The 22248-nt window shown below is 68.9% G+C and carries 20 protein-coding genes and 4 tRNA genes; 18 read left to right on the forward strand and 6 right to left on the reverse strand.

Annotated elements, in window-relative coordinates; genetic code table 11:
- Positions 1-21 precede the first annotated feature (21 nt).
- The 3 genes from ACWEO7_RS20620 to ACWEO7_RS20630 form a co-directional block, all read right to left on the reverse strand.
- Positions 22-96, reverse strand: a tRNA-Val gene (locus ACWEO7_RS20620).
- A gap of 1 nt (position 97) precedes the next feature.
- Positions 98-168 (reverse strand) — tRNA-Cys (locus ACWEO7_RS20625).
- 43 nt (positions 169-211) lie between these two features.
- Positions 212-284 (reverse strand) — tRNA-Gly (locus tag ACWEO7_RS20630).
- A gap of 394 nt (positions 285-678) precedes the next feature.
- Here ACWEO7_RS20630 and ACWEO7_RS20635 point away from each other — a divergent pair.
- The 15 genes from ACWEO7_RS20635 to ACWEO7_RS20705 all read left to right on the forward strand — a co-directional run bounded on the left by ACWEO7_RS20635 (position 679) and on the right by ACWEO7_RS20705 (position 17620).
- Positions 679-750: transfer RNA gene (locus ACWEO7_RS20635), tRNA-Val, on the forward strand.
- 328 nt (positions 751-1078) lie between these two features.
- Entirely contained in the window at positions 1079-3307 is a 2229-nt protein-coding gene (locus ACWEO7_RS20640; protein ID WP_452425326.1) for a SulP family inorganic anion transporter, read from the forward strand.
- A gap of 244 nt (positions 3308-3551) precedes the next feature.
- Positions 3552-5801, forward strand: coding sequence for a SulP family inorganic anion transporter (locus ACWEO7_RS20645; RefSeq protein ID WP_452425328.1), 2250 nt, complete (start codon positions 3552-3554; stop codon positions 5799-5801).
- A 109-nt stretch (positions 5802-5910) separates the two neighbouring features.
- Complete coding sequence (locus ACWEO7_RS20650; RefSeq protein ID WP_450021936.1) at positions 5911-6336, forward strand: TIGR02611 family protein; 426 nt, start codon at positions 5911-5913, stop codon at positions 6334-6336.
- Between the two features lie 2 nt (positions 6337-6338).
- Positions 6339-6953, forward strand: a complete 615-nt coding sequence (locus ACWEO7_RS20655; RefSeq protein WP_452425330.1) for a (2Fe-2S)-binding protein — start codon at positions 6339-6341, stop codon at positions 6951-6953.
- Positions 6954-7175: 222 nt separating this feature from the next.
- Entirely contained in the window at positions 7176-9239 is a 2064-nt protein-coding gene (gene thrS / locus ACWEO7_RS20660; RefSeq protein ID WP_452425331.1) for a threonine--tRNA ligase, read from the forward strand.
- Positions 9236-9835, forward strand: coding sequence for an HIT family protein (locus tag ACWEO7_RS20665; protein WP_450021940.1), 600 nt, complete (start codon positions 9236-9238; stop codon positions 9833-9835). The genes thrS and ACWEO7_RS20665 overlap by 4 nt, the downstream gene beginning before the upstream one ends.
- Positions 9836-9858: 23 nt before the next feature.
- On the forward strand, positions 9859-10554 hold the full coding sequence (gene pgsA, locus ACWEO7_RS20670; protein WP_450021942.1) for a phosphatidylinositol phosphate synthase: 696 nt from the start codon (positions 9859-9861) through the stop codon (positions 10552-10554).
- Between the two features lie 88 nt (positions 10555-10642).
- Positions 10643-11611: a phosphatidylinositol mannoside acyltransferase gene (locus ACWEO7_RS20675; protein WP_452425333.1), complete on the forward strand. Its 969-nt coding sequence runs from the start codon at positions 10643-10645 to the stop codon at positions 11609-11611.
- Positions 11608-12732 carry a glycosyltransferase family 4 protein gene (locus ACWEO7_RS20680; RefSeq protein ID WP_452425334.1) on the forward strand — a complete coding sequence of 375 codons (1125 nt, stop codon included), beginning with the start codon at positions 11608-11610 and terminating at the stop codon, positions 12730-12732. The genes ACWEO7_RS20675 and ACWEO7_RS20680 overlap by 4 nt, the downstream gene beginning before the upstream one ends.
- Positions 12732-13775: an NUDIX hydrolase gene (locus ACWEO7_RS20685; RefSeq protein WP_450021992.1), complete on the forward strand. Its 1044-nt coding sequence runs from the start codon at positions 12732-12734 to the stop codon at positions 13773-13775. The genes ACWEO7_RS20680 and ACWEO7_RS20685 overlap by 1 nt, the downstream gene beginning before the upstream one ends.
- Positions 13776-14231: 456 nt before the next feature.
- Complete coding sequence (gene pdxS, locus ACWEO7_RS20690) at positions 14232-15134, forward strand: pyridoxal 5'-phosphate synthase lyase subunit PdxS (RefSeq protein WP_452425336.1); 903 nt, start codon at positions 14232-14234, stop codon at positions 15132-15134.
- A gap of 24 nt (positions 15135-15158) precedes the next feature.
- Entirely contained in the window at positions 15159-16046 is an 888-nt protein-coding gene (locus ACWEO7_RS20695; protein WP_452425337.1) for a LysR family transcriptional regulator, read from the forward strand.
- 163 nt (positions 16047-16209) lie between these two features.
- Complete coding sequence (locus tag ACWEO7_RS20700; RefSeq protein WP_452425339.1) at positions 16210-16707, forward strand: hypothetical protein; 498 nt, start codon at positions 16210-16212, stop codon at positions 16705-16707.
- 178 nt (positions 16708-16885) lie between these two features.
- Positions 16886-17620 carry an SDR family oxidoreductase gene (locus ACWEO7_RS20705; RefSeq protein WP_452425341.1) on the forward strand — a complete coding sequence of 245 codons (735 nt, stop codon included), beginning with the start codon at positions 16886-16888 and terminating at the stop codon, positions 17618-17620.
- 111 nt (positions 17621-17731) lie between these two features.
- Here ACWEO7_RS20705 and ACWEO7_RS20710 read toward each other — a convergent pair whose 3' ends face one another.
- Positions 17732-18358: a hypothetical protein gene (locus ACWEO7_RS20710; RefSeq protein WP_452425343.1), complete on the reverse strand. Its 627-nt coding sequence runs from the start codon at positions 18356-18358 to the stop codon at positions 17732-17734.
- Between the two features lie 106 nt (positions 18359-18464).
- Here ACWEO7_RS20710 and ACWEO7_RS20715 point away from each other — a divergent pair, with 106 nt between their 5' ends.
- The 3 genes from ACWEO7_RS20715 to ACWEO7_RS20725 all read left to right on the forward strand — a co-directional run bounded on the left by ACWEO7_RS20715 (position 18465) and on the right by ACWEO7_RS20725 (position 20888).
- Complete coding sequence (locus ACWEO7_RS20715; protein ID WP_452425345.1) at positions 18465-19286, forward strand: acyl-CoA thioesterase; 822 nt, start codon at positions 18465-18467, stop codon at positions 19284-19286.
- A 74-nt stretch (positions 19287-19360) separates the two neighbouring features.
- Positions 19361-20017, forward strand: coding sequence for a pyridoxal 5'-phosphate synthase glutaminase subunit PdxT (pdxT, locus tag ACWEO7_RS20720; RefSeq protein ID WP_452425347.1), 657 nt, complete (start codon positions 19361-19363; stop codon positions 20015-20017).
- A gap of 118 nt (positions 20018-20135) precedes the next feature.
- Positions 20136-20888 carry a YebC/PmpR family DNA-binding transcriptional regulator gene (locus ACWEO7_RS20725; RefSeq protein ID WP_355070459.1) on the forward strand — a complete coding sequence of 251 codons (753 nt, stop codon included), beginning with the start codon at positions 20136-20138 and terminating at the stop codon, positions 20886-20888.
- A gap of 160 nt (positions 20889-21048) precedes the next feature.
- Here ACWEO7_RS20725 and ACWEO7_RS20730 read toward each other — a convergent pair whose 3' ends face one another.
- Together ACWEO7_RS20730 and ACWEO7_RS20735 are read right to left on the reverse strand one after the other, a co-directional pair.
- Positions 21049-21255 carry a DUF5988 family protein gene (locus tag ACWEO7_RS20730; RefSeq protein WP_355070461.1) on the reverse strand — a complete coding sequence of 69 codons (207 nt, stop codon included), beginning with the start codon at positions 21253-21255 and terminating at the stop codon, positions 21049-21051.
- Positions 21256-21297: 42 nt separating this feature from the next.
- On the reverse strand, positions 21298-22230 hold the full coding sequence (locus tag ACWEO7_RS20735) for an NADP-dependent oxidoreductase (protein WP_452425396.1): 933 nt from the start codon (positions 22228-22230) through the stop codon (positions 21298-21300).
- Between the last annotated feature and the right edge of the window lie 18 nt (positions 22231-22248).

A 22248-nucleotide genomic window follows, 5' to 3' on the forward strand; every position in this document is an offset into this window, starting at 1 on the left:
GGGTCTGACCTCGTGAGACGGTGGTGCGCGATACTGGGATTGAACCAGTGACCTCTTCCGTGTCAGGGAAGCGCTCTCCCGCTGAGCTAATCGCGCGAGGTGGAGACGGGAATCGAACCCGTGTGCACGGCTTTGCAGGCCGTTGCCTCACCACTCGGCCACTCCACCGCGCAAAGGGGGACGGCGTAATGTTGCCTGGCCCTACCTCTCGAGCGGATGACGGGATTCGAACCCGCGACCCTCACCTTGGCAAGGTGATGCGCTACCAGCTGCGCTACATCCGCATTTCTGCCTCCCCGGGGCTCTTTTCCGGCCTCCGTGGTGCGAGACAGAACATTAGCGGACGCTCGGTGAAAGGTACAAATCCGCTGGTAGAACGGCGGAAATCGAGAAAGTTGCGAGCTGTGACTGTGGTGGCGCATGTGATGGATGGGGGAGGCGAGACGCGCGGTCGTCATCTCGATGGCCGAGGCGCATCGAATCGGCCATCAAACCTGGTTCGGTCGCGACCGGGCATGCCCGCCGGCGCGGGCCGCGCGCGGGGCGGGATGCCAGTCCGCGGCGGCGACTCCCCGCCGAACCGTCTCTGTCCGGATGGCGATTTGGTGAACCGCCGGTGGCGCGTGCTAATGTTTCGTCTCGTCCGGAGGGCATCTCGACGCCGCCGGAAACCCGTCAGGTCTCATAGCTCAGCGGGAGAGCGTCCGCCTCACACGCGGAAGGTCGCTGGTTCGATCCCAGCTGGGACCACTTCATTCCCCCCGATGTCCATGCTGGTCGGGGGGATTTTTTTATGTGGTCGGGCTTCCCCGTCCGGTGCGGGGTGCTTCGGGCCGCCGCTGCTCGTGCTCATTGTGTTGCATTGTGACCTGAGTCACATTATGGTAGCGGTTGCCGTCAACGGGAGCGGAAACCTTTTCACGCGCTTTGCGAACTCTTTACTATCATCTCGATCGCTGCGTCACGGGTCGCGCTTCCCTCGACCGGAGGAACGGCCCGAGCTTCGCCCGCCGCTCGCTTTCGATGCCAAGAACATGTTTGACCGACGAACCGGGGCCACCCCGGCGAAGGAGAAAATATGTCCACCGACACCGATTCCGCACCACGGACGTCGCCGCACGCACACCTCGCCGGTCGTCTGACCAGCGTCGGCCGTGCCGATCTACCTGCCTCGATCGTGGTTTTCCTGGTCGCGCTTCCCCTTTCGCTCGGTGTGGCGGTGGCCTCCGGCGCTCCGGTGGCGGCAGGACTCATCGCAGCCGTCGTCGGCGGTGTGGTGGCCGGATTGCTGGGTGGTTCCGCGATCCAGGTGAGCGGGCCCACCGCGAGCCTCACCGTGGTCGTCGCCGAGAGTGTGCACCAATTCGGCTGGGCGGCAACGTGCTTCATCACCGTCGGAGCGGGTGTGCTGCAGATCCTGTTCGGGCTGAGCCGGGTCGCGCGCGCCGCGCTGGCCATCGCCCCGGTGGTCGTGCACGGCATGCTGGCGGGCATCGGCGTGGTGATCGCGCTGCAACAGGTGCACGTGCTGCTCGGGGGCAGCTCGCTGAGTTCGTCGTTCGCCGCGCTGGTGGGGTTACCGCGGCAGCTGTTGTCGGTGCGCACCGGCGACCTGTGCGTCGGCCTGGTCGTCATCGGCATCCTGGTCGCTTGGCGCTTCGCGCCACCGCGGGTGCGCGTGCTCCCCGCACCGCTCGTCGCCGTGGTCACCGCCACGCTGCTGGCGCTCGTCCTGCCCACGCGGGTCGAGCACCTCGTGCTGAACGAGTCGTTGCTGGAGTCCCTGGGTCTGCCCGTCGTTCCCTCCGGCGGCCCGGCGGCCGTCGCCTCGACGGTGATCACGATCGCGCTCATCGCCAGCGTCGAAAGCCTGCTGTCGGCCGTCGCGGTGGACAAGATGCGGCCTGGTCACCGCACCGATTTCGACCGGGAGCTGATCGGGCAGGGATCGGCCAACGTCGTCTCCGGCCTGCTCGGCGGCCTGCCGATCGCGGCCGTCATCGTGCGCAGCATCACCAACGCGAACGCAGGCGCTCGCAGCAGGGCGGCGACCGTGCTGCACGGAGTCTGGATCCTGCTGTTCGCGGTGGCCCTGGCCGGCCTCGTGCGGCAGATCCCGACCGCCGCGCTGGCCGGACTGCTCATCTTCGTCGGCGCGCAGCTGATCAAGCTGGCGCACATCCGGCTGGCCAGGCGGGCCGGTGAAATGTACGTCTACCTGGCCACGGTGCTGGGTGTGGTGTTCCTGAATCTCTTGCAGGGCATGCTGATCGGTCTCGTGCTCGCGTTCGCGCTGCTGCTGTGGCGGGTGGTGCGCGTGCTGATCGTCGCGGCCCCCGTACCCGGCTCGCGCCGATGGGTGGTCGCTATCGACGGCACGTGCACCTTCCTGGCCTTGCCGAAGCTCACCGCGGAACTGGCGAAGGTCCCGGCCGACGCCGAGGTGACCGTCGAGATGGCCGTCGACTTCCTGGACCACGCTACGCACGAGTTCCTCACCGAATGGGCTCGCGAGCGCGAAACGCACGGTAGTGCAGTGGAATTCGTCGAACTCGGCGGCGAAAGGATGGCAACCGCCTTGGCCGGACCGCCCGAGCGCGGGCACTTCAGGCAGGTCGTCGACCAGGTCATCGGACCGTGGCGGCGCACGGGCGACCGGGAGGACCGCATCGCGGCGGGCATCGCCGCCTACCACCGCGGCCACGCCCACCTGCTGCGCCCGCACCTGGACAAGTTGCGCCATCGGCACGACGCCGACTCGTTCTTCCTCACCTGTGCGGACGCCAGGATCGTGCCGAACGTCATCACCAACAGCGGCCCCGGTGACCTGTTCACCGTGCGCAACGTGGGCAATCTGGTGCCTGCGCGCGGTGGGGACGTCTCGGTGGAGGCGGCGCTGATCTACGCATTGGAGCGGCTGAACGTGCGCGCGGTCGTGGTCTGTGGTCACTCCGGCTGCGGTGCCATGGAGGCGTTGCATCGCGAGGTGCGGGCCGGGGCGGGGCTGGGCGACTGGCTGGCGCACGCCCGGCCGAGCCTGGAGCGCTACCGGCTGGGGCATCCGGTCGCCGCCGCGGCGGCCGTCGCGGGATTCGGCCCGGTGGATCAGCTGGGCATGGTGAACGTCGCCGTGCAGCTGGAGACGCTGCACGCGCACCCGGTCGTGCGCCGGGGGATCGAGGAGCGGGGCGTGGCGGTGTCGGGATTGTTCTTCGACCTCGCCACGGCCCGGGTGATCGAGGTCATGGCCGACGGCATCGCGGAGTTCGGCGACGAGCGGCGCGGTATCGCGGCGGAACCCGTCTGAACAGGCATCGTGCGGTGGATCATGCTGATGGACGACGACCGGACAGTGGGGAATCGCACACAATCGGCGAACTTCTCAGGCTTTGCTAAGTCTTTACCAATAGACTTGCACTCGTTTACATCTCGACTCATCGCTGTGTCGGGACTGCTTCACCGCGAGATGCCGGTTCGCGGTCTTGTGCCCTGCTGGACATGTTGATCGTCAACCGACCTCGGCGAAACAGCCGAGTCGGCGAAGGAGAGTCATGGCTATCGATCACGATTTGGCCCCGCCACCATCGATGCCCGCACCGGCGGGCTCGGGCCGCGGTTCCGGACCACTGTCCGACCGCTTCACCGACATCCTCCGCCACGATGTGCCCGCTTCGATCGTGGTTTTCCTTGTCGCGCTGCCGCTTTCGCTCGGCATCGCGATCGCCTCCGGAGCCCCCGTCGCCGCCGGGCTCATCGCCGCCGTGATCGGCGGTATCGTCGCCGGAAGCCTCGGTGGTTCGGTCCTGCAGGTGAGCGGCCCCGCCGCGGGCCTCACGGTCGTGGTCGCCGAGACGATCAATCAATTCGGTTGGCGCACGACCTGTTTCATCGTCTTCGCCGCAGGTGTGCTGCAAATCCTGCTCGGCCTGAGCCGCGTGGCCAGGGCGGCGCTCGCCGTGGCGCCCGTGGTGGTGCACGCGATGCTCGCCGGAATCGGCATCACCATCGCGCTGCAGCAGATCCATGTGCTGCTCGGCGGTTCCTCGCACAGCTCGGCCTGGCGGAACATCGTCGGGCTGCCCGGGCAGTTGTCGTCCCTGCACGGCGGTGGCGCGCTGATCGGCGTGGTCGTGATCGCGATCATGCTCGGCTGGAAGTACCTGCCCGCCAGGGTCCGCGTCGTGCCGGGTCCGCTGGTCGCGGTGCTCGTGGGTACGGCGCTGTCGCTGTTGCTTCCGCTCGACGCCGTGCGCATCGTGCTGAACGGCTCGCTGTTCGACGCCATCGGCCTGCCCGCGCCGCCCCGCGGCGACTGGTCGGGCCTGGCGCTGGCAGTCGTCACCATCGCGTTGATCGCCAGCGTGGAGAGCCTGCTGTCCGCGGTGGCCGTGGACAAGATGCACTCGCGTAAGCGCACCGACTTCGACCGAGAACTGATCGGCCAGGGCTCGGCGAACGTGCTGTCCGGTCTGCTCGGCGGCCTGCCGGTCACCGGCGTGATCGTGCGTAGCGCCACCAACGTGCAGGCGGGCGCCCACAGCCGCGCCTCCGCGATCCTGCACGGGGTCTGGGTGCTGGTGTTCTCGGTGGCCCTGGTCTCCGTGGTGGAGCAGATCCCGAAGGCCGCGCTGGCCGGTCTGCTCATCGTGATCGGCATCCAACTGGTGAAGCTTGCCCACATCAAACTGGCGCGGCGCACCGGCGACCTGCTGGTCTACGCCGTGACGGTGCTCGGCGTGGTGTTCGCGAACCTGCTCGAGGGCGTGCTGATCGGTCTGGGCCTGGCCTTCGGCCTGCTGCTGTGGCGGGTGGTGCGCGTGGCGATCGAAGCCCGACAGGTACCCGGCACGCAGCGCTGGCTGGTCACCATCGACGGATCGGCCACCTTCCTCGCGCTGCCGAAGCTGTCGGCGCAATTCGCGAAGATTCCTCCGGGAGCCGACGTCACGGTGGAGATGACCGTCGACTTCCTCGATCACGCGGCGTTCGAGGCCATCGAGGAATTCGCCCGCCAGCAGGTGAACAACGGCGGCAACGTCGATTTCGTGGAGATCGGCGGCGCCAGGATGGCCCACGCCGCCGCGCAGCCGCCCGCGCGCAGCTTCGCACGCTCGGTCTGGGACGACATCCTCGGCCCCTGGCGGCGCGACGAGCGGCACGAGAATCCGGTCGCGGCGGGTGTGGCGGCCTTCCACCGCAGCCACGCGCACGTCGTCCGGCCGCATCTGGACGAGTTGCGCGACACGCAGGACCCGGATTCGTTCTTCCTGACCTGCTCGGACTCGAGGATCGTGCCGAACATCATCACCAACAGCGGGCCGGGCGATCTGTTCACGGTGCGCAACGTGGGCAACCTGGCGCCCGCCGAGGGGGACGCGTCGGTGGAGGCCGCGCTGGTGTTCGCGCTCGAGCAGCTGAACGTCCGCTCGATCGTGGTCTGCGGGCATTCCTCGTGCGGTGCGATGAAGGCGTTGCACGCCGGGGCCGAGGTCCCCGGCGTGGACGCCTGGCTCGCCCATGCGCGACCGAGCCGGGAGCGGTTCCACGCGGGCCACCCGGTGGCGGGCGCCGCGCGGGAGGCCGGTTTGGGCGAGGTCGATCAGCTGGCCATGGTGAACGTCGCGGTGCAGCTCGAGTTGCTGCACCGGCACCCCGCGGTGCGCAAGGCGGTCACCGAGCGCGGCGTCAAGGTGTCGGGACTGTTCTTCGACATCGCCAGTGCCCGGGTGGTCGAGGTGACCGAGAACGGGATCGCGCACATCGATGACGCGGGCCATCAGCCCGCTCCCGCACTCGTCTGATCGGACGGGGATGGGTGATCCCGCCCGGGCGGCCTGCTCGGGCGGGATCACCGTGTCCGGGCGAGTGGGATCGCGGTTCGCTGTGCCGAACCCTCGTACCCTGGGAAACGTGACGGCAGACCTGGAAACGAGCTCGGCAGATCGGCCGACCCGCTGGCGCGCCTTCCGTGCCGGGCTCGAACGACGACCTACGCTGTATCTCGGCTACCGGATCGTGGTCGCGGTAGTCGGTGTAGCCGTGCTCGCGGCCGGTGTCCTCGCGATCCCCTATCCCGGTCCCGGCTGGGCGATCGTGTTCGCCGGGCTCGGCATCCTCGCCACCGAATTCGCCTGGGCGCGCAAGGTCTTGACCTGGCTGCGGGACCGGTACCGGCAGTTGATGGACTGGTATTCCCGGCAGGGGCCGGTCGTGCAGGTGGCCGGAGCGGTCGGCACCGCCGCGCTGGTCGTGGCGACGCTGTGGGTATTGGGAACCTTCGGGCTTGTGGGTAGTTGGATCGGAGTCGAATGGGAATGGCTGCGCAGCCCCCTGTAGCGGTGACCACCGTTCCGGGGCGCATGCTCACCCAACCGGAATGGCTGGCCGCGCGTATCGCGGAGATGGGCCATTCCTGGGGGACCACGTCGCTGCGTATCGCGGGCACGCTGTGGTGGTGCATGGTCGCGTCCGCGCTGGTGGAGCAGATCGCGCGGGCGTACGCGCACGACGCGGAGGCCCCCGAGGCCGCGCTGGACCGGCTGGAGTGCGAAGTGCGCCCCGACGGCGGCATCGAACGGGTGCGCATCCCGGTGGACGGCGCCCGGGCTTCCGGTAGCGCGTCGGCGTTGCGCGAGACGCTGGCGACTGTCATCCCGCCGGTCGCCCGGGTGTCGAGCGCAGGCGTCCCCGCGTTGTGGGCGATCGTGGCCGACGCGATCGGCAACCGCGCACTGGATGCCGGGTCGCCGGACGCGGGCGCACGGCTGGCCGTCGAGGTCGGCGGCAAACTTCCGGTTCCGCGTTTCGTCGAGATCGGCGGACGCACCTTCGTGCGGCGCATCTCCTGCTGCCTGGTGTTCGAAGTCCCCGGCTGCGAGATGTGCACCAGCTGCCCGAAACGTTCTGCCGCCGAACGCATCGCACTGCTCGCGGACTTGGCCGCCGAGGGCTGACCATCCGGCGCGCGACAACTCGACGGGAACGCCGGGAATTTCGGCGTCACCCGGAGAGAGACCCGAACGCAGATCTCGCGCCACCCGACCGCTACGGCCCAAAACCCGGAGGGGCGGGCCGAAGCGGCGGGACAGTAGCATGGTCGCGCCGGACGAACTTGCGATCGGCCACCATCCAGCGGGACCCGCCCGCGCACGAGAAACGCCAAGGAGAGCGCAGCCGTGACCACCTCAGCCGCCATCAGCCCAGTCGCCCTCGTCCGGGTGCCGGCCGGGACGACGGCGGGCGCCGCGGTGCGCGAGGCCGGACTGTCCACCAAGGGGCCGGAGACAGTCGTCGTCGTCCGGCTGGACGGCGAACTCAAGGATCTGTCCTGGACCCCGGACGAGGACGTCGACGTGGAGCCGGTCGCGGCGAACACTCCCGACGGCCGCAACGTCATCCGGCACTCCGCCGCGCATGTGCTCGCCCAAGCGGTGCAGCAGGAATTCCCCGAGGCCAAGCTGGGCATCGGTCCCTACATCAAGGACGGGTTCTACTACGACTTCCGGGTCGAGCGGCCGTTCACCCCGGAGGATCTGGCCAAGCTGGAATCCCGGATGAAGAAGATCGTCAAGGGCGCGCAGCGGTTCTCCCGCCGGGTGGTCGAGGTCGACGAGGCCAGGGTCGAGCTGGCCGGTGAGCCGTTCAAACTGGAGCTGATCAGCGACAAGTCCGGAATCGATGATCCGGAGGTCATGGAGGTCGGCGGCAAAGAGCTGACCATCTACGACAACCTGGATCCGCGCACCGGCGAGAAGATCTGGGGCGATCTGTGCCGCGGCCCGCACATCCCGACCACCAAGTTCATCCCGGCCTTCAAACTGACCCGCAGCTCGGCCGCCTACTGGCGCGGTGACCAGAGCCGGGAGGACCTGCAGCGCGTCTACGGCACCGCGTGGGAGTCCCAGGAGGCGCTCGACGAGCACCTGCACCTGCTCGCCGAGGCGGAGCGCCGCGATCACCGCAAGCTCGGCCTGGAGCTGGACCTGTTCAGCTTCCCCGACGAGCTCGGTTCCGGTCTGCCGGTGTTCCATCCCAAGGGCGGCATCATCCGCAAGGAGTTGGAGGAGTACTCGCGCCGCAGGCACGTCGCGGCGGGCTACGAGTTCGTCAATACCCCGCACATCACCAAGGGCCATCTGTTCGAGGTCTCCGGCCACCTGGACTGGTACCGCGACGGCATGTTCCCCGCGATGCATCTGGACGCCGAACTCAACGAGGACGGCACGGTCCGCAAGCCCGGCCAGGACTACTACGTCAAGCCGATGAACTGCCCGATGCACAACCTGATCTTCCGTGCCCGCGGCCGGTCGTACCGGGAGCTGCCGCTGCGGCTGTTCGAGTTCGGCTCGGTCTACCGCTACGAGAAGTCCGGCGTGGTGCACGGCCTGACCCGGGTGCGCGGCATGACTCAGGACGACGCGCACATCTACTGCACCAAAGAGCAGATGCACAGCGAACTGACCGACACGCTGCGGTTCGTGCTGGATCTGCTGAAGGACTACGGCCTCGACGACTTCTACCTCGAGCTGTCCACCAAGGACCCGAAGAAGTTCGTCGGTTCCGACGAGATCTGGGAGGAGGCCACGGAGACCTTGTCCAAGGTCGCCTCGGCCTCCGGTCTCGAGCTGGTACCCGATCCCGGCGGCGCCGCCTTCTACGGCCCGAAGATCTCCGTGCAGGCCAAGGACGCGCTGGGGCGCACCTGGCAGATGTCGACCATCCAGCTCGACTTCAATCTGCCCGAGCGCTTCGACCTGGAGTACACCGCGTCGGACGGCACCAAGCAGCGGCCGGTCATGATCCACCGCGCGCTGTTCGGCTCGATCGAGCGCTTCTTCGGTGTGCTCACCGAGCACTACGCGGGCGCGTTCCCGGCCTGGTTGTCTCCGGTGCAGGTCGTCGGCATCCCGGTCGCGGACACTTTTGCCCCGCACCTGGACCGGGTGATCGAACGGTTGCAGGACGAGGGCATCCGCGCACAGGTGGACCGCAGCGACGACCGGATGCAGAAGAAGATCTTCAACAACACCGCCCAGAAGGTGCCGTTCATGCTGCTGGCCGGTGAGCGCGACGTGAACGCGAACGCCGTGAGCTTCCGCTTCCGCGACGGTACGCAGGTCAACGGCGTGCCGGTCGACGATGCGGTGGCCACCATCGTCGCGTGGATCGCCCACCGGGAGAACGCGTCGCCGACGGCCGAGGGTTTCGAAATCCGATCAGCGAACAAGGGTGGGGAATGACCGAGCGGACGGTGCCGGAGGGGCTCGCGGATCTGGACGGGACCGCGACCTCGGCCGACCCGGGCAGCATCGTGGACACCGGCGCCGGCGAACCGGATCGGCTGCAGCGCCTGTGGACGCCGTATCGAATGTCCTACATCGCGGAGGCGGCCACCCCTCCCAAGGATTCGACCGGCCACCCCTTCACCGACATCCCGAAGATGTCCGACGAGGACGGATTGGTCGTCGCCAGGGGCGAGTTGGTGTATGCCGTGCTGAACCTGTACCCGTACAACCCGGGACACATGATGGTGGTGCCGTACCGGAAGGTGGCGAACCTGGAGGATCTCACCGAGGCGGAGAGCGCCGAGTTGATGGCCTTCACCCAGCAGGCGATCCGGGTGATGAAGAAGGTGTCCCGGCCGCACGGCTTCAACGTGGGGCTGAATCTCGGCGGGGTGGCCGGTGGGTCGCTGGCCGACCACCTGCACCAGCACATCGTCCCGCGCTGGGGTGGCGACGCGAACTTCATCACGGTCATCGGCGGGGCGAAGGTGATGCCGCAGCTGCTGCGGGAGACCAGGGCGCTGCTGTCGGCGGCCTGGAAGGAGGCGTAGATGAGCGACCGGGCGGATCGGCCGTGCTGAGTTTCTTCGGCCGCGAGACGTTCGCCAAGGCGACGGCTCCACTGGGCCGCGCGCTGGTCGGCACCGGACTGACGCCGGACACGATGACGCTGATCGGCACCACCGCCTCCATCGTGGCCGCGGTCACGCTCTTCCCGACCGGACACCTGTTCTGGGGAACCATGGTGATCTGGTTGTTCGTCATGTTCGACATGCTCGACGGGGCGATGGCGCGGGCACGCGGCGGCGGCACGAAGTACGGCGCGGTGCTGGACGCCACCTGTGACCGGCTGGCCGACGGGGCCATCTTCGGCGGGCTGGCCTGGTGGGCGGTCTTCCACGAGCAGCACAAGCCGTTGTTCGCCGCGACGCTGGTCGTCTTGGTGACCTCTCAGGTGATCTCTTATGCGAAGGCACGCGCCGAGGCCAGTGGGCTGTCCGCGGACGGCGGCCTCATCGAGCGGCCGGACCGGCTGATCATCGTGCTGGTGGGCGCCGGATTCACCGGCATCGGTGGCTACTGGGGGATCGAATGGCTGACCTACGCGGTGCACGTGGCCATGTGGATCCTCGCCGTGCTCAGCATCGTCACCGTCGTTCAGCGGGTGCTGGCCGTACGCAACTCGCCGGGAGCGCGCACCGTGATCCCGACCGGGCAGTCGCAGCGCCCTGGCGCGGGCACCGCCGGCACCTCGGGGCTTCCGACGTGACCTCACCCGATGCCGGGCGCGAACCGATCGACGGTGGCGTCCGGGTTTCCGTCACGATGAATTGCGGACCTGCGGCTCGGGGGCTCGGATGACGATCGGGGAACAGCTCGGCGCCGCCGGATACGCGGCGGGCTGGCGACTGGTGCGTGCGCTGCCGGAGACGACGGCACGACGACTGTTCGAGTGGGGCGCCGACCGGGTTGCCCGTCGCGCCAATCGGGAATTCCACGCGGGCGGCGCGCCGAACCAGTTGCGGCGCAATCTGGCGCGCGTGCTCGGTGTGCTTCCCGCCGACGTGCCGGACGAACTGATCGTCGCCAGCATGCGGTCCTACGCGCGGTACTGGCGGGAGGCGTTCCGGCTGCCCACGATGGACCATGCCGCGATCGACTACGACGTCGGCGGGCTGGAGCATCTGGATGCCGCAATTGCGAAGGGCCGAGGCGTGCTCTTGGTGCTGCCGCATTCCGGCAACTGGGACATTGCGGGCGTCTGGCTGGTCCAGCACTACGGCGGCCCAACCACCGTGGCCGAGCGGCTGAAGCCGGAGTCGCTGTTCGAGCGGTTCGTCGCTTATCGGGAGAGCCTCGGCTTCGAGGTGATCCCGCTGACCGGCGGTGAGCAGCCGCCGTTCGGTCTGCTGGCGGCCCGGCTGCGACAGAACAAGATCGTGTGCCTGATGGGCGAACGCGACCTCACCGGCAAGGGCGTGCCCGTGCAGTTCTTCGGTGAGCGCACCTGGATGCCAGCGGGTGCGGCGAAACTGGCGATCGAGACCGGCGCGGCATTGCTGCCGGTGCACGCCTGGTTCGAGGTCGACGCCGATGGCCGAGAGGACTGGGGCCTGAAAGTCGAAGCGCCGCTGAATGTTTCCGATGGCGTGGCGGCGGCCACCCAGGCGCTGGCGGAAACTTTCGCGGCGAATATCGCCGAGCACCCCGCGGATTGGCACATGCTGCAACCATTGTGGGAGAGCGATCTCTCGCCGCAGCGGCGTGCCAGGATCGCCACCGCGCAGGCGAGCATCAAAGCCGAACAGGGGGACGTATCGCCATGAAGATCGGCATGGTCTGCCCCTATTCGTTCGACGTCCCCGGTGGGGTGCAGGCGCATGTGGTCGAACTGGCGCGAGTGTTCATCGAACGCGGGCACAAGGTGAGCGTCCTGGCGCCCGCGTCCGAGGGCACCCCGCTGCCGGAGTTCGTGGTGTCGGCGGGGCGCGCCGTGGCCATCCCGTACAACGGGTCGGTGGCGCGGCTGTCGTTCGGGCCCATGGCCTACACCAGGATCCGCCGGTGGATCGAGGGCAACGACTTCGACGTGCTGCACATCCACGAGCCGAACGCGCCGAGCCTGTCCATGCTCGCCCTGAAGATCGCCGAGGGCCCGATCGTGGCGACCTTCCACACCTCTACGACGAAATCGCTGGTGCTGAGCACTTTTCAGGGTGTGCTGCGGCCGTATCACGAGAAGATCGCCGGCCGTATCGCGGTGTCCGAGCTCGCGCGCCGCTGGCAGGTCGAGGCGCTCGGCTCGGACGCGGTGGAGATTCCCAACGGCGTCGACGTCCCGGCGTTCGCGCGCGCGCCGATGTTGCCCGGTTATCCGCGGCCCGGCGGGACGGTGCTGTTCCTGGGGCGCTACGACGAGCCGCGCAAGGGGATGGAGGTCCTGCTCGGCGCGCTGCCCGAGCTGGTGCGCAAACATCCCGACGTCGAGATCCTGATCGTCGGCCGCGGCGACGAGGACCGGTTGCGCCGGGAAGCGGGCGACCTGTCCGGCCACTTGCGTTTCCTCGGCCAGGTGTCCGACGAGGAGAAGGCTTCCGCGATGCGGAGCGCGGACGTGTATGTGGCGCCCAACCTGGGCGGCGAGAGCTTCGGCATCATCCTGATCGAGGCGATGGCGGCGGGCACCGCGGTCGTGGCCAGTGAATTGGACGCCTTCCGCCGGGTACTGCGGGACGGTTCGGCGGGCATGCTGGTCCCGGTCGGCGACTCGGCCGCGCTGGCCGCCGCGCTGCATGCCGTACTCACCGATGATGTACGCAGGGAGGGGCTCGTGCACACCGCGACCCAGGTCGTCGGCGAGTACGACTGGCCGGTGGTGGCCGAACAGATCCTGCGCGTCTACGAGACGGTGACCGTGGGTGACACGAGAGTGCGGGCCGCCGGATGATCACCTTCTCCGCGACGACCGTTCTCGTCCTCGCGCTGATCGCGGCGGTCGTCGTCGCGATCGGCCTGTGGGCGTACTCCACCGCCAATCGGCTCGACCGGCTGCACGTGCGCTCGGATCAGTCCTGGCAGGCGCTCGACGCGGCGCTGGCCCGCCGGGCGGTGGTGGCCAGGGCGGTCGCCATGGCGATCGCGGGTCCGGTGTCCGATCCGGCTCTATCGGAGCAGGCCGGACAACTGGCAGCGCTGGCGGACCGGGCAGAGCGCGCCGGCCGCGCCGAGCGCGAAACCGTGGAGAACCGCTTGTCCACCGCGCTGTCGGCGGTCGACATCGGCACGCTGCGCCCGCAACTCGTCGCCGAACTGGCCGACGCCGAGGCCAGGGTGCTGATCGCACGCCGCTTCCACAACGACGCCGTACGCGACACGCTGGCGCTGCGCACGCGCCGCCCGGTCCGCGTCCTGCACCTGGGGGGTACCGCGCCGCTGCCGTCCTACTTCGAGATCACCGAGCGCGCTACCCCGGCCGCGTCCACCGGCCTCGCGGTGGACACCATCCGCACCACCGCGCGGGTGGTGCTGTTCGACGAGAACGACCGCACTCTGCTGATGCGCGGCAACGATCCGAAGACGCCGCAGGTGTCGTTCTGGTTCACCGTGGGCGGCGGCGTGGAGCCGGGGGAGAGCCTGCGCGCGGCGGCGGTACGGGAACTGTACGAGGAGACCGGATATCGCGGGGATCCGGCCGCCCTGCGCGGTCCGATCTGGCGGCGGGTAGCGGTATTCCCCTTCAACGGGGAGCTGATCCGGAGCGAGGAGTTGTTCTTCGCCCTGCGGGTGCGTGGTTTCGACCCGCAACCGGCGAACCTGACCGCGATCGAACGCCGCTCCATCACCGGGCACCGATGGTGCACCGCCGCCGACATCGTCACGCTGGACCGCTCCGGCGAAACCGTCTACCCGTATCACCTGGACGAACTGCTGGCCGAAGCAGCTCAGGCCGCGTCGGGCACCGGCGATCCGGAGGTCCGCTCCATTCGCTGACCGGCCACGGAACACGTGTGATGTGTTTCACGATCGTGATAGCGTCGCGATGATCCAGGGCGCCGGAGGGTACTGCTGTCAGGGACGCATCTGCTTTCGGTGTCGTGGTCCCGCCGACGGCGGGGCTGTTCCTGTTCGGTTGTGGAGGTAGTTGGTCCATGTCGTACCTGCTGTTCGATTTCCTGTTGCCGCTGATCGGTCCCGCGGCCGCGGAGTACTGGGCGCAGTTGCTGGTGGTCGGCCCGCTGTGATCGGGCGCCCGGCGCGGACCGGGCAGGCCAGTGCGGCGCCGGGACGGCACGGCGGTCGAGTCTTCCCGGCGTAAGGCGCCATAACCGAGATCACACCAGGCCAGTGCACTTCAACTGGCTATCAAGTGGCCTTTTGCGGCCACCTAGAATCGTGACGTTCGTATGCGAGTGATTGATTGGCGCACATTGCCTGGAGGAGTTTGCCGTGACCACCCCCGAGACCACCCAGACCGTCGGTACCGCCCGCGTGAAGCGCGGCATGGCCGAGATGCTCAAGGGTGGGGTGATCATGGATGTCGTCACGCCGGAGCAGGCCAAGATCGCCGAGGACGCCGGTGCGGTCGCGGTGATGGCGCTGGAACGCGTCCCCGCCGACATCCGTGCCCAGGGCGGGGTCTCCCGGATGAGCGACCCGGACATGATCGACGGCATCATCAACGCGGTCTCCATCCCGGTCATGGCGAAGGCGCGCATCGGTCACTTCGTCGAGGCGCAGATCCTGCAGAGCCTCGGTGTCGACTACATCGATGAGTCCGAGGTGCTCACCCCCGCGGACTACGCCAACCACATCGACAAGTGGAACTTCACCGTGCCGTTCGTCTGCGGCGCCACCAACCTCGGCGAGGCCTTGCGCCGAATCACCGAGGGCGCGGCCATGATCCGCTCCAAAGGCGAGGCCGGTACCGGTGACGTCTCCAATGCGACCACGCACATGCGCAAGATCCGCCAGGAGATCCGTCGCCTGTCGTCGCTGCCCGAGGACGAGTTGTTCGTCGCGGCCAAGGAGTTGCAGGCGCCCTACGATCTGGTCCGTGAGATCGCCGAGACGGGCAAGCTGCCTGTCGTGCTGTTCACCGCGGGCGGCATCGCCACTCCCGCCGACGCCGCGATGATGATGCAGCTCGGGGCCGAGGGCGTGTTCGTGGGGTCGGGCATCTTCAAGTCCGGCAACCCGGCGCAGCGCGCCGCCGCCATCGTCAAGGCCACCACGTTCTACGACGACCCGGACGTGCTGGCCAAGGTGTCGCGCGGGCTCGGCGAGGCCATGGTCGGCATCAACGTCGAAGAAATCGCCCAGCCGCACCGACTGGCCGAGCGCGGCTGGTGATCTCCGGCCGGTAGCGTCGGCCGCGTGGAGTTGCGGCAGCTGCGGTACTTCGTGGTTCTGGCGGAAGAATTGCACTTCCGTCGGGCCGCGGAGCGATTGTTCATCTCGACGCCGACGCTCAGCCAGCAGATCAAGGTGCTGGAGCGGGAGCTGGGCGGCCCCTTGCTGGTCCGGGAGCCGCGGGTGGAGCTGACGGCCGCGGGCGCGGTGCTGCTGCGCTCCGGTAGGACCGTGCTGCGCGCGATGGACGAGGCGATGCGCGAGACCAGGCGCGCTGCCGCCGCCGGTGCCCCGGTGCTGCGTCTCGGGCTGTTGAACGGCGTCCCGCCCTGGCTGCCCGCCCACATCGGCGGCCTGCTCACCGCCGCGCTGCCCGATGCCCGGATGGTGCTCACCGGTGGGACCACCGCCGATCAGGTGCGCTTTCTCGATGACGACGAAGTCGATCTCGCGTTGGTCCGCGCCCCGGTGGAGCTGCCGGAACGCTTCGCGCAACGTCCGGTGGCAAGCGAGGAGCTGGGCGTCGTGATGTCCGAGCGGCATCCGCTCGCCGGGGCGGCGGCGCCGCTGGACCCGGCCGAGCTCGATGGGCACGAGTTGATCTTGTTCTCCCGCGAATCCGCTGCGGGCCTGCATGATGCGCTGTTGCGTACGCTCGCCGACCACGGCGCGGCGGTACGGCTGAGCGACAGCGCGATGGGCCATGCGCAGATGCTGGCCGTGCTGCCGTCACGTCCCGACGCGATCGGGCTCAGCTCGTCGCGCGTAAACGGACTGAACGGTCTGGTTTGGCGGCCGTTACGTGGCGCGCCCCTGCGGGTGACGTATGCGATCGCCTGGCGCGCGGCGGTGCGCGATCCGGCCGTCGTGGCGCTGCTCGCGGCACTGGCGTCCGAACTGTCGCCGGAATGAGCCCGCCGGGACCGCTTCCGATGCTAGGTTCACTTCTTACGGCGGCCAGAAGGTCGTCTCATGGTTCTCACAATCACGCTCAGTAGCTTCGCCATTCGATGGCCGTCCCGGCCATATCGCGCCCTATCACCGTCGGATCGATCCGAGTGCAAAGGACGAACAGTTGAAGCTTCTCAAGACCGGACGCATCGCAGCAGCGGGCCTGGCTCTCGTGGCCGCCCTCGGCCTGGCCGCCTGCGGCAGCGACGATAAGAGCGATTCGCACAACTCCACCCACACCACCACAGCCGCCGCTTCGGCGACCGCGAAGGTGCCTGCCCCGCCCACCAAAGAAGAACTCAACGCCAACCTGCAGCGTGCGCTCGACCCCGCGGTGCCGAACGAGGAGAAGCTCGACCTCGTGCAGGGCGTCGAGGCCGATCCGGGCCTGCCCAACCGCTTGGCCCAGGCGTTTCAGCAGGCCAACGCCACGGCAGTGGTCACGGGCGTGACTGCCTTCGGTGACACGGTCACCGCCCAGGCCACGTTCACCGTCAACGGGCAGGCGAACCAGGTCGACGTTCCGTTCGTCCTCGAGGACGGCAAGTGGAAGGTGCAGAAGGCCTGGGCCTGCCAGGCGCTGGCCAACCTGAACCAGCAATCCCCGGCCTGCACCGCCTGATGACCGGAGCCGGCCCGGCGCGCGGGCGGTGACGTTCGTTTCGTCGTGACCGGCGTCGGCTCCACCCACCGCGGTCCGTGCACCGAATCGGTCCACGGCCTGCGGTGTTAGCCCGCGCCTAAGGCGTATTCGGCAGTGCGACATGGACACTCGACCGCGGCGATGGTCGGGTGGAGTCATGACAGCAAGCAGCACAACACCCGAACGCGTCGTCATCGTGGGCGGCAGCTCCGGCATGGGACTCGCGCTGGCGGCATCGCTGATAAATGCGGGCGCGCAGGTCACCATCGCGGGCCGTTCCGCCGAACGGCTCGCCGCGGCGGAGCGCACCTTGTCCGCGGGGCCTGGCACGGTGCGCTCGGTCGTCGCGGACATCACCCGCGAAGCCGACCTCGAGCGTTTGTTCGCCGAATCGGAGCCGGTCGATCATGTCGTCACCACCGCCGCCGATGTCACCGGCGCCTATCAGCAGCTGGATCGGTTCGACGCCGACCTGGCTCGGGACCTCGTTGCCGCCAAGCTGATCGGCCCCATGCTGCTCGCCAAGCACGCCCGGATCGTCCCGGGCGGCTCGGTGACGTTCACTTCCGGCGTCGCGGCGTATCGGCCCGCGCCGGGCGGCGCCATGGTGGCGGCGGTCAACGGCGCGCTCGCCTCGCTGGCCTACGCGCTGGCCCTGGAGCTCGGCCCGGTCCGCGTCAACGTGGTCTCGCCGGGGTGGGTCGACACACCGATCTGGGACACCATCGCGGGGCCCGCGAAAACCGAACGCCACCAGCAACTCGCCGCACGCCTGCCCGTCGGGCGCATCGGCCGCCCTTCCGATATCGCGCAGGCGATGCTGGGCGTGATGCGCAATCCCTTCATCACCGGCACGGTCCTGCACGTGGACGGCGGGCATCGGCTGGTCTGACCGCCGGGCGACGGAAACGCATATTGCTACGCGGTTATGCGCATCCGATCATGAGATCGTGCCGCCCCGCAGAAGCCGAGCTCGAGCGGTAATCGGCAAGGACCCGCGACCCTAGTTCGTCCGGTCCTGGTCGACTCGAAGCGCCGGGCGATCAGGGTGGTCCCAGCGCACGAAGAAGGTCGGCATGTAGGGGTTCTCGGCATCGTGCCGCAGCAAGGCCGGGATGGTCCACTGCGCGTCGGGCGGGGTGCGGCGGCGGAGCGCGCCCTCGGACAGGTCCAGCCGGAGGATCAGGTCGGCGTCGAGGTGGCGGCCCGCGAGCATCGGGCCCGCGACGACAACGGTGGTCGCTGGCGGCGCCGTGCGGATCGCGGCGCGCGCGGAACGGTCGGCGGCTTCATCCCACAACGCGGGCAGCCACCGGCCGTGCTCGCGCAGCGCCTCCACGACTTCGCGGCGCAGCGCGGCGTAGTCGAACCACGCGGTGCGATAGGACATCTCGTCGGTGCGGCCGAACTCCATGCGCAGCGAGGCGGGACGCACGTAGTCGTGCAGGGAGACCACGTGGGCCGACCGGCCCGCATCACGCAGCGCCTCCACGATCCGGTCGGCGAGCGCCACCGGCTGTGCGGCGTCCGGGCCGTCGACGGCGATCACCGTGTGTGCGTTCGCGGTCAGCACGGGCTGGATCACCTGCGTGACGAGGGCGTCGGGCGTGATGGGCAGGAAGCGCGGCACCCGTCCATCTCAGCAAAGCGCGACGGCCGGTGCGGCGTGGGCCGTTGCCAGGCGTTCACCGGCGGCCGCACGGCGGCGCCCTGAGCGGCCGGGATAATCTCAGCGCATGGCGACAATCGAAGAGGCGCTGGAAATAGAGCGGCTGGAGCGGGACATCTTCCGTGGCGCGTCCACCAAGACCCAGCTCGCGCGCACGTTCGGCGGCCAGGTTGCCGGCCAGGCGCTCGTGTCCGCGGTCCGGACGGTGGAACCGCGATTTCAGGTGCACTCCCTGCACGGCTATTTCCTCCGTCCGGGCAATCCGCAGGAGCCGACGGTCTACCAGGTCGAGCGCATCCGGGACGGGCGGTCGTTCTGCACCCGCCGGGTGACCGGCATCCAGGACGGCGCCGCGATATTCACCATGTCGGCCTCGTTCCACGTCGGCGACGAGGGGCCCGAGCATCAAGATGCCATGCCCGATGTCCCGATGCCGGAGGATCTGCCCGACGCCAGCACCACGATGACGCCCGAACGGCTATGGGCGATGCGGGAGTGGGAACACTGGGACATACGCATGGTCCCGCACGAGAAAGTGTCCCGCCGCGATGGTGTGGTTTCCCAGCAGCAGGTGTGGTTCCGGTACCGCCACCTGCTGCCCGATGATCCGCTGGTGCACGTGTGCACCCTCGCCTACATGAGCGATATGACGCTGCTGGGTTCCTCGAAGGTGATCCATCCCGACGAGTCGACCCAGAATGCCTCGCTCGACCACGCGATGTGGTTCTTGCGCCCGTTCCGCGCCGACGAATGGCTGCTCTACGATCAGTCCTCGCCGTCAGCGGCTTTCGGCCGGGCGCTGACCGGCGGCAAGATCTTCACCCGAGAGGGCACGCTGGTAGCAGCCGTGGTGCAGGAAGGCCTCATCCGCAGGCTGCGGGAGGACTGACCCGTCGCCATCGCGACGCGGATGCGGCCGACCGTGAGCGGGCCCACATCGGTACGGCTCGTAAGCTTTCCGGCGTGAACGCTTCCTCGGTCACCGCACCCGCCTCCGACACCGGACAGGCGAGGTCCCGTCCCACGATCGGCGTGCTCGCGCTGCAAGGCGACGTCCGGGAGCACGTCGCCGCGCTCGCGCACTGCGGCGCCGAGCCGGTGCTGGTCCGGCGCGAGGCGGAGCTCGCGGCCGTGGACGCGCTCGTGCTGCCCGGTGGCGAGTCGACCGCGATCAGCAAGCTGCTGCAGGCCTTCGACCTGCTGGAGCCGCTGCGCGCGCGGCTGCGCGACGGTATGCCCGCGTTCGGTTCCTGCGCGGGCATGATCCTGCTCGCCTCGGAGGTGCTCGACACCCGCCCGGACGCCCAGCATCTGTCCGGCATCGATATGACGGTGCGGCGCAACGCGTTCGGCCGTCAGGTCGATTCGTTCGAAACCGACCTGCCGTTCTCCGGCCTGACCGACGGCCCGGTGCGAGCGGTGTTCATCCGCGCACCGTGGGTCGAGCGGGCGGGTGAGGGCGTCGAGGTGCTGGCCACGGTGCCGGATGGCCCCGCCGCGGGGCGGATCGTCGCGGTGCGGCAGGGCAACGTCCTGGCGACGTCGTTCCATCCCGAGGTCACCGGCGATCTGCGGGTGCACCGCATGTTCGTTGAGATCGTCCGTTCGGCCGCCGCGTAGTCGGGGCCGCTCTGTACGGCCGTGGTGGAGGCCCGAGTAGGCTGGAGAAGTTGTCCGCCCGGCGGTGCCGGTACCGTACACACCACCAGACGTGCCACCGACCTGAAGGAAGTAGGGAATGAGCGGCCACTCCAAATGGGCCACCACCAAGCACAAGAAGGCTGCGATCGACGCGAAGCGCGGCAAGCTGTTCGCGAAGTTGATCAAGAACATCGAGGTGGCGGCCCGGACCGGTGGCGGTGACCCGGAAGGCAACCCGACGCTGTACGACGCCATCCAGAAGGCGAAGAAGTCGTCGGTCCCCAACGACAACATCGAGCGCGCCCGTAAGCGCGGCGGCGGCGAGGAAGCCGGCGGCGCCGACTGGCAGACGATCATGTACGAGGGCTACGGTCCCAACGGCGTCGCCGTGCTGATCGAGTGCCTCACCGACAATCGCAACCGGGCCGCGGGCGAGGTGCGGGTCGCGATGACGCGCAACGGCGGCAACATGGCCGACCCGGGCTCGGTGGCCTACCTGTTCCATCGCAAGGGCATCGTCACCCTGGAGAAGAACGGGCTGTCCGAGGACGACGTGTTGCTGGCGGTGCTCGACGCGGGCGCCGAGGAGGTCAACGATCTCGGCGAGTCGTTCGAAATCGTCAGCGAGCCCGGCGATCTGATCGCGGTCCGCTCCGCGCTGCAGGGCGCCGGTATCGACTACGACTCCGCCGAATCCGGCTTCCAGCCGTCGGTGTCGGTCGCGGTGGACGTCGACGGCGCCCGCAAGGTGATCAAGCTCGTTGATGCCCTCGAGGACAGCGACGACGTGCAGAACGTCTACACCAACGTCGACATCCCGGACGACGTGCTCGCTGAACTCGAGGACTAGTCGATCGACCGCGCGCCGTACTCCCGCACGGCGGGATGCTGAGCGCGAAATCGGGGCGGCCGGTCTGTGTACGGGCCGCCCCGAGTGGGTTCATTCCTGGTTCCCAGCGCACCCGCACCTTCCGGTCGGCGCTGCGGCCGCCGGGGAGGTGGGGCCGGACTCACTCCGCGATCTCGGTGCGGTCGCACCACTCGTACACGCGCAGCCGCCCTTCAGGCGTGTCCTGCTCCCGCTGACTGACCTTGAAGTGCTCGTATCCGCCGCGGAACGGCACCTTCAATTCCACGCCGGGCGGGGTGATCGGGACGATGCGCGAGGGCAGATCGTGCGGCCCGCCTTCGAGGACTGCTTTTGCGCCTTTGCTCATTCTGGGATGGTAGAAGCGCGAAGGTCCTGATCGTGGCACATTTCATGGCACGGTGAGTACCAATTTGCCGACGGTTCGCCCGGTATCGCCGAGCGCGTGCGCCTCGGCCGCCGCGGACAGCGGGAACGACCGGGCGACCGCCGGGCGCAACGCGCCGGATTCGACGAGTCCGGCGAGAGCGAGCATGCCCGCGTGATCGTGCTCCACCAGCATCCGGATCGCGCGCACGCCCAGCGCCTCCGCCTCGCCTGCCAAGTCGACCGCGCCGAAGGCCCGCAACGTCACCAGCAGTCCGCCGGGGCGCAGGGTGCGCAGGGACCGGATGCTGTTGTCGTCGTCGAAGTCCAGCACCACGTCGACGTCGCGGACCGCCTCGGCGACGTCGGTGTCGCGATAGTCGATCACCTCGTCGGTGCCGATATCGCGCAGGAACGCGTGGTTCCGTGCGCTGGCGGTGCCGATGACGTACGCCCCGCGCGCTTTGGCGATCTGAACCGCGAAGTGGCCGACGCCGCCCGCTGCCGCATGGATGAGTACGCGTTGCCCGGGGCTGAGCCCGGCGGTGTCGACCAGCGCCTGCCAGGCGGTGAGCGCGGCGAGCGGGATCGCCGCCGCCTGTGTGTGGTCGACCGCCGCCGGTTTGGGGGCGAAGGCGCGGGCGGGGCCGACGACGTATTCGGCGCAGGAACCGTGACCGTACGGGTACGGGAGCATGCCGAACACCTCGTCGCCGGGGCGGAACAGGGTGACGCCGATGCCGGTGGCCGCGACCTCGCCCGAGACGTCCCAGCCGAGGACGAACGGCGGCTCGGGAAGGAACAGTCCCGCGGTGGCGCGATGGCGCCAGTCGGTCGGGTTGAGCCCGGCCGCGCGGACCCGGACCAGGATCTGGCCGGGGCCGGCAACCGGCTGCGGCAGTTTCACTTCGGTGAGCACCTCGGGTCCGCCGAGGGTCTGCTGGCTGATCGCGCGCATGGTCGCGGTGCTGTCGAT

The sequence above is a fragment of the Nocardia sp. NPDC004260 genome (genome assembly GCF_053603155.1).

Coding starts and splice junctions, on each gene's coding strand:
- ACWEO7_RS20645 (WP_452425328.1), top strand. CDS start 3,552: ATGGCTATCGATCACGATTTGGCCCCGCCACCATCGATGCCCGCACCG.
- ACWEO7_RS20680 (WP_452425334.1), top strand. CDS start 11,608: ATGAAGATCGGCATGGTCTGCCCCTATTCGTTCGACGTCCCCGGTGGG.
- ACWEO7_RS20735 (WP_452425396.1), bottom strand. CDS start 22,230: ATGCGCGCGATCAGCCAGCAGACCCTCGGCGGACCCGAGGTGCTCACC.
- ACWEO7_RS20725 (WP_355070459.1), top strand. CDS start 20,136: ATGAGCGGCCACTCCAAATGGGCCACCACCAAGCACAAGAAGGCTGCG.
- ACWEO7_RS20675 (WP_452425333.1), top strand. CDS start 10,643: ATGACGATCGGGGAACAGCTCGGCGCCGCCGGATACGCGGCGGGCTGG.
- ACWEO7_RS20715 (WP_452425345.1), top strand. CDS start 18,465: ATGGCGACAATCGAAGAGGCGCTGGAAATAGAGCGGCTGGAGCGGGAC.
- ACWEO7_RS20705 (WP_452425341.1), top strand. CDS start 16,886: ATGACAGCAAGCAGCACAACACCCGAACGCGTCGTCATCGTGGGCGGC.
- ACWEO7_RS20665 (WP_450021940.1), top strand. CDS start 9,236: ATGACCGAGCGGACGGTGCCGGAGGGGCTCGCGGATCTGGACGGGACC.
- ACWEO7_RS20730 (WP_355070461.1), bottom strand. CDS start 21,255: ATGAGCAAAGGCGCAAAAGCAGTCCTCGAAGGCGGGCCGCACGATCTG.
- ACWEO7_RS20640 (WP_452425326.1), top strand. CDS start 1,079: ATGTCCACCGACACCGATTCCGCACCACGGACGTCGCCGCACGCACAC.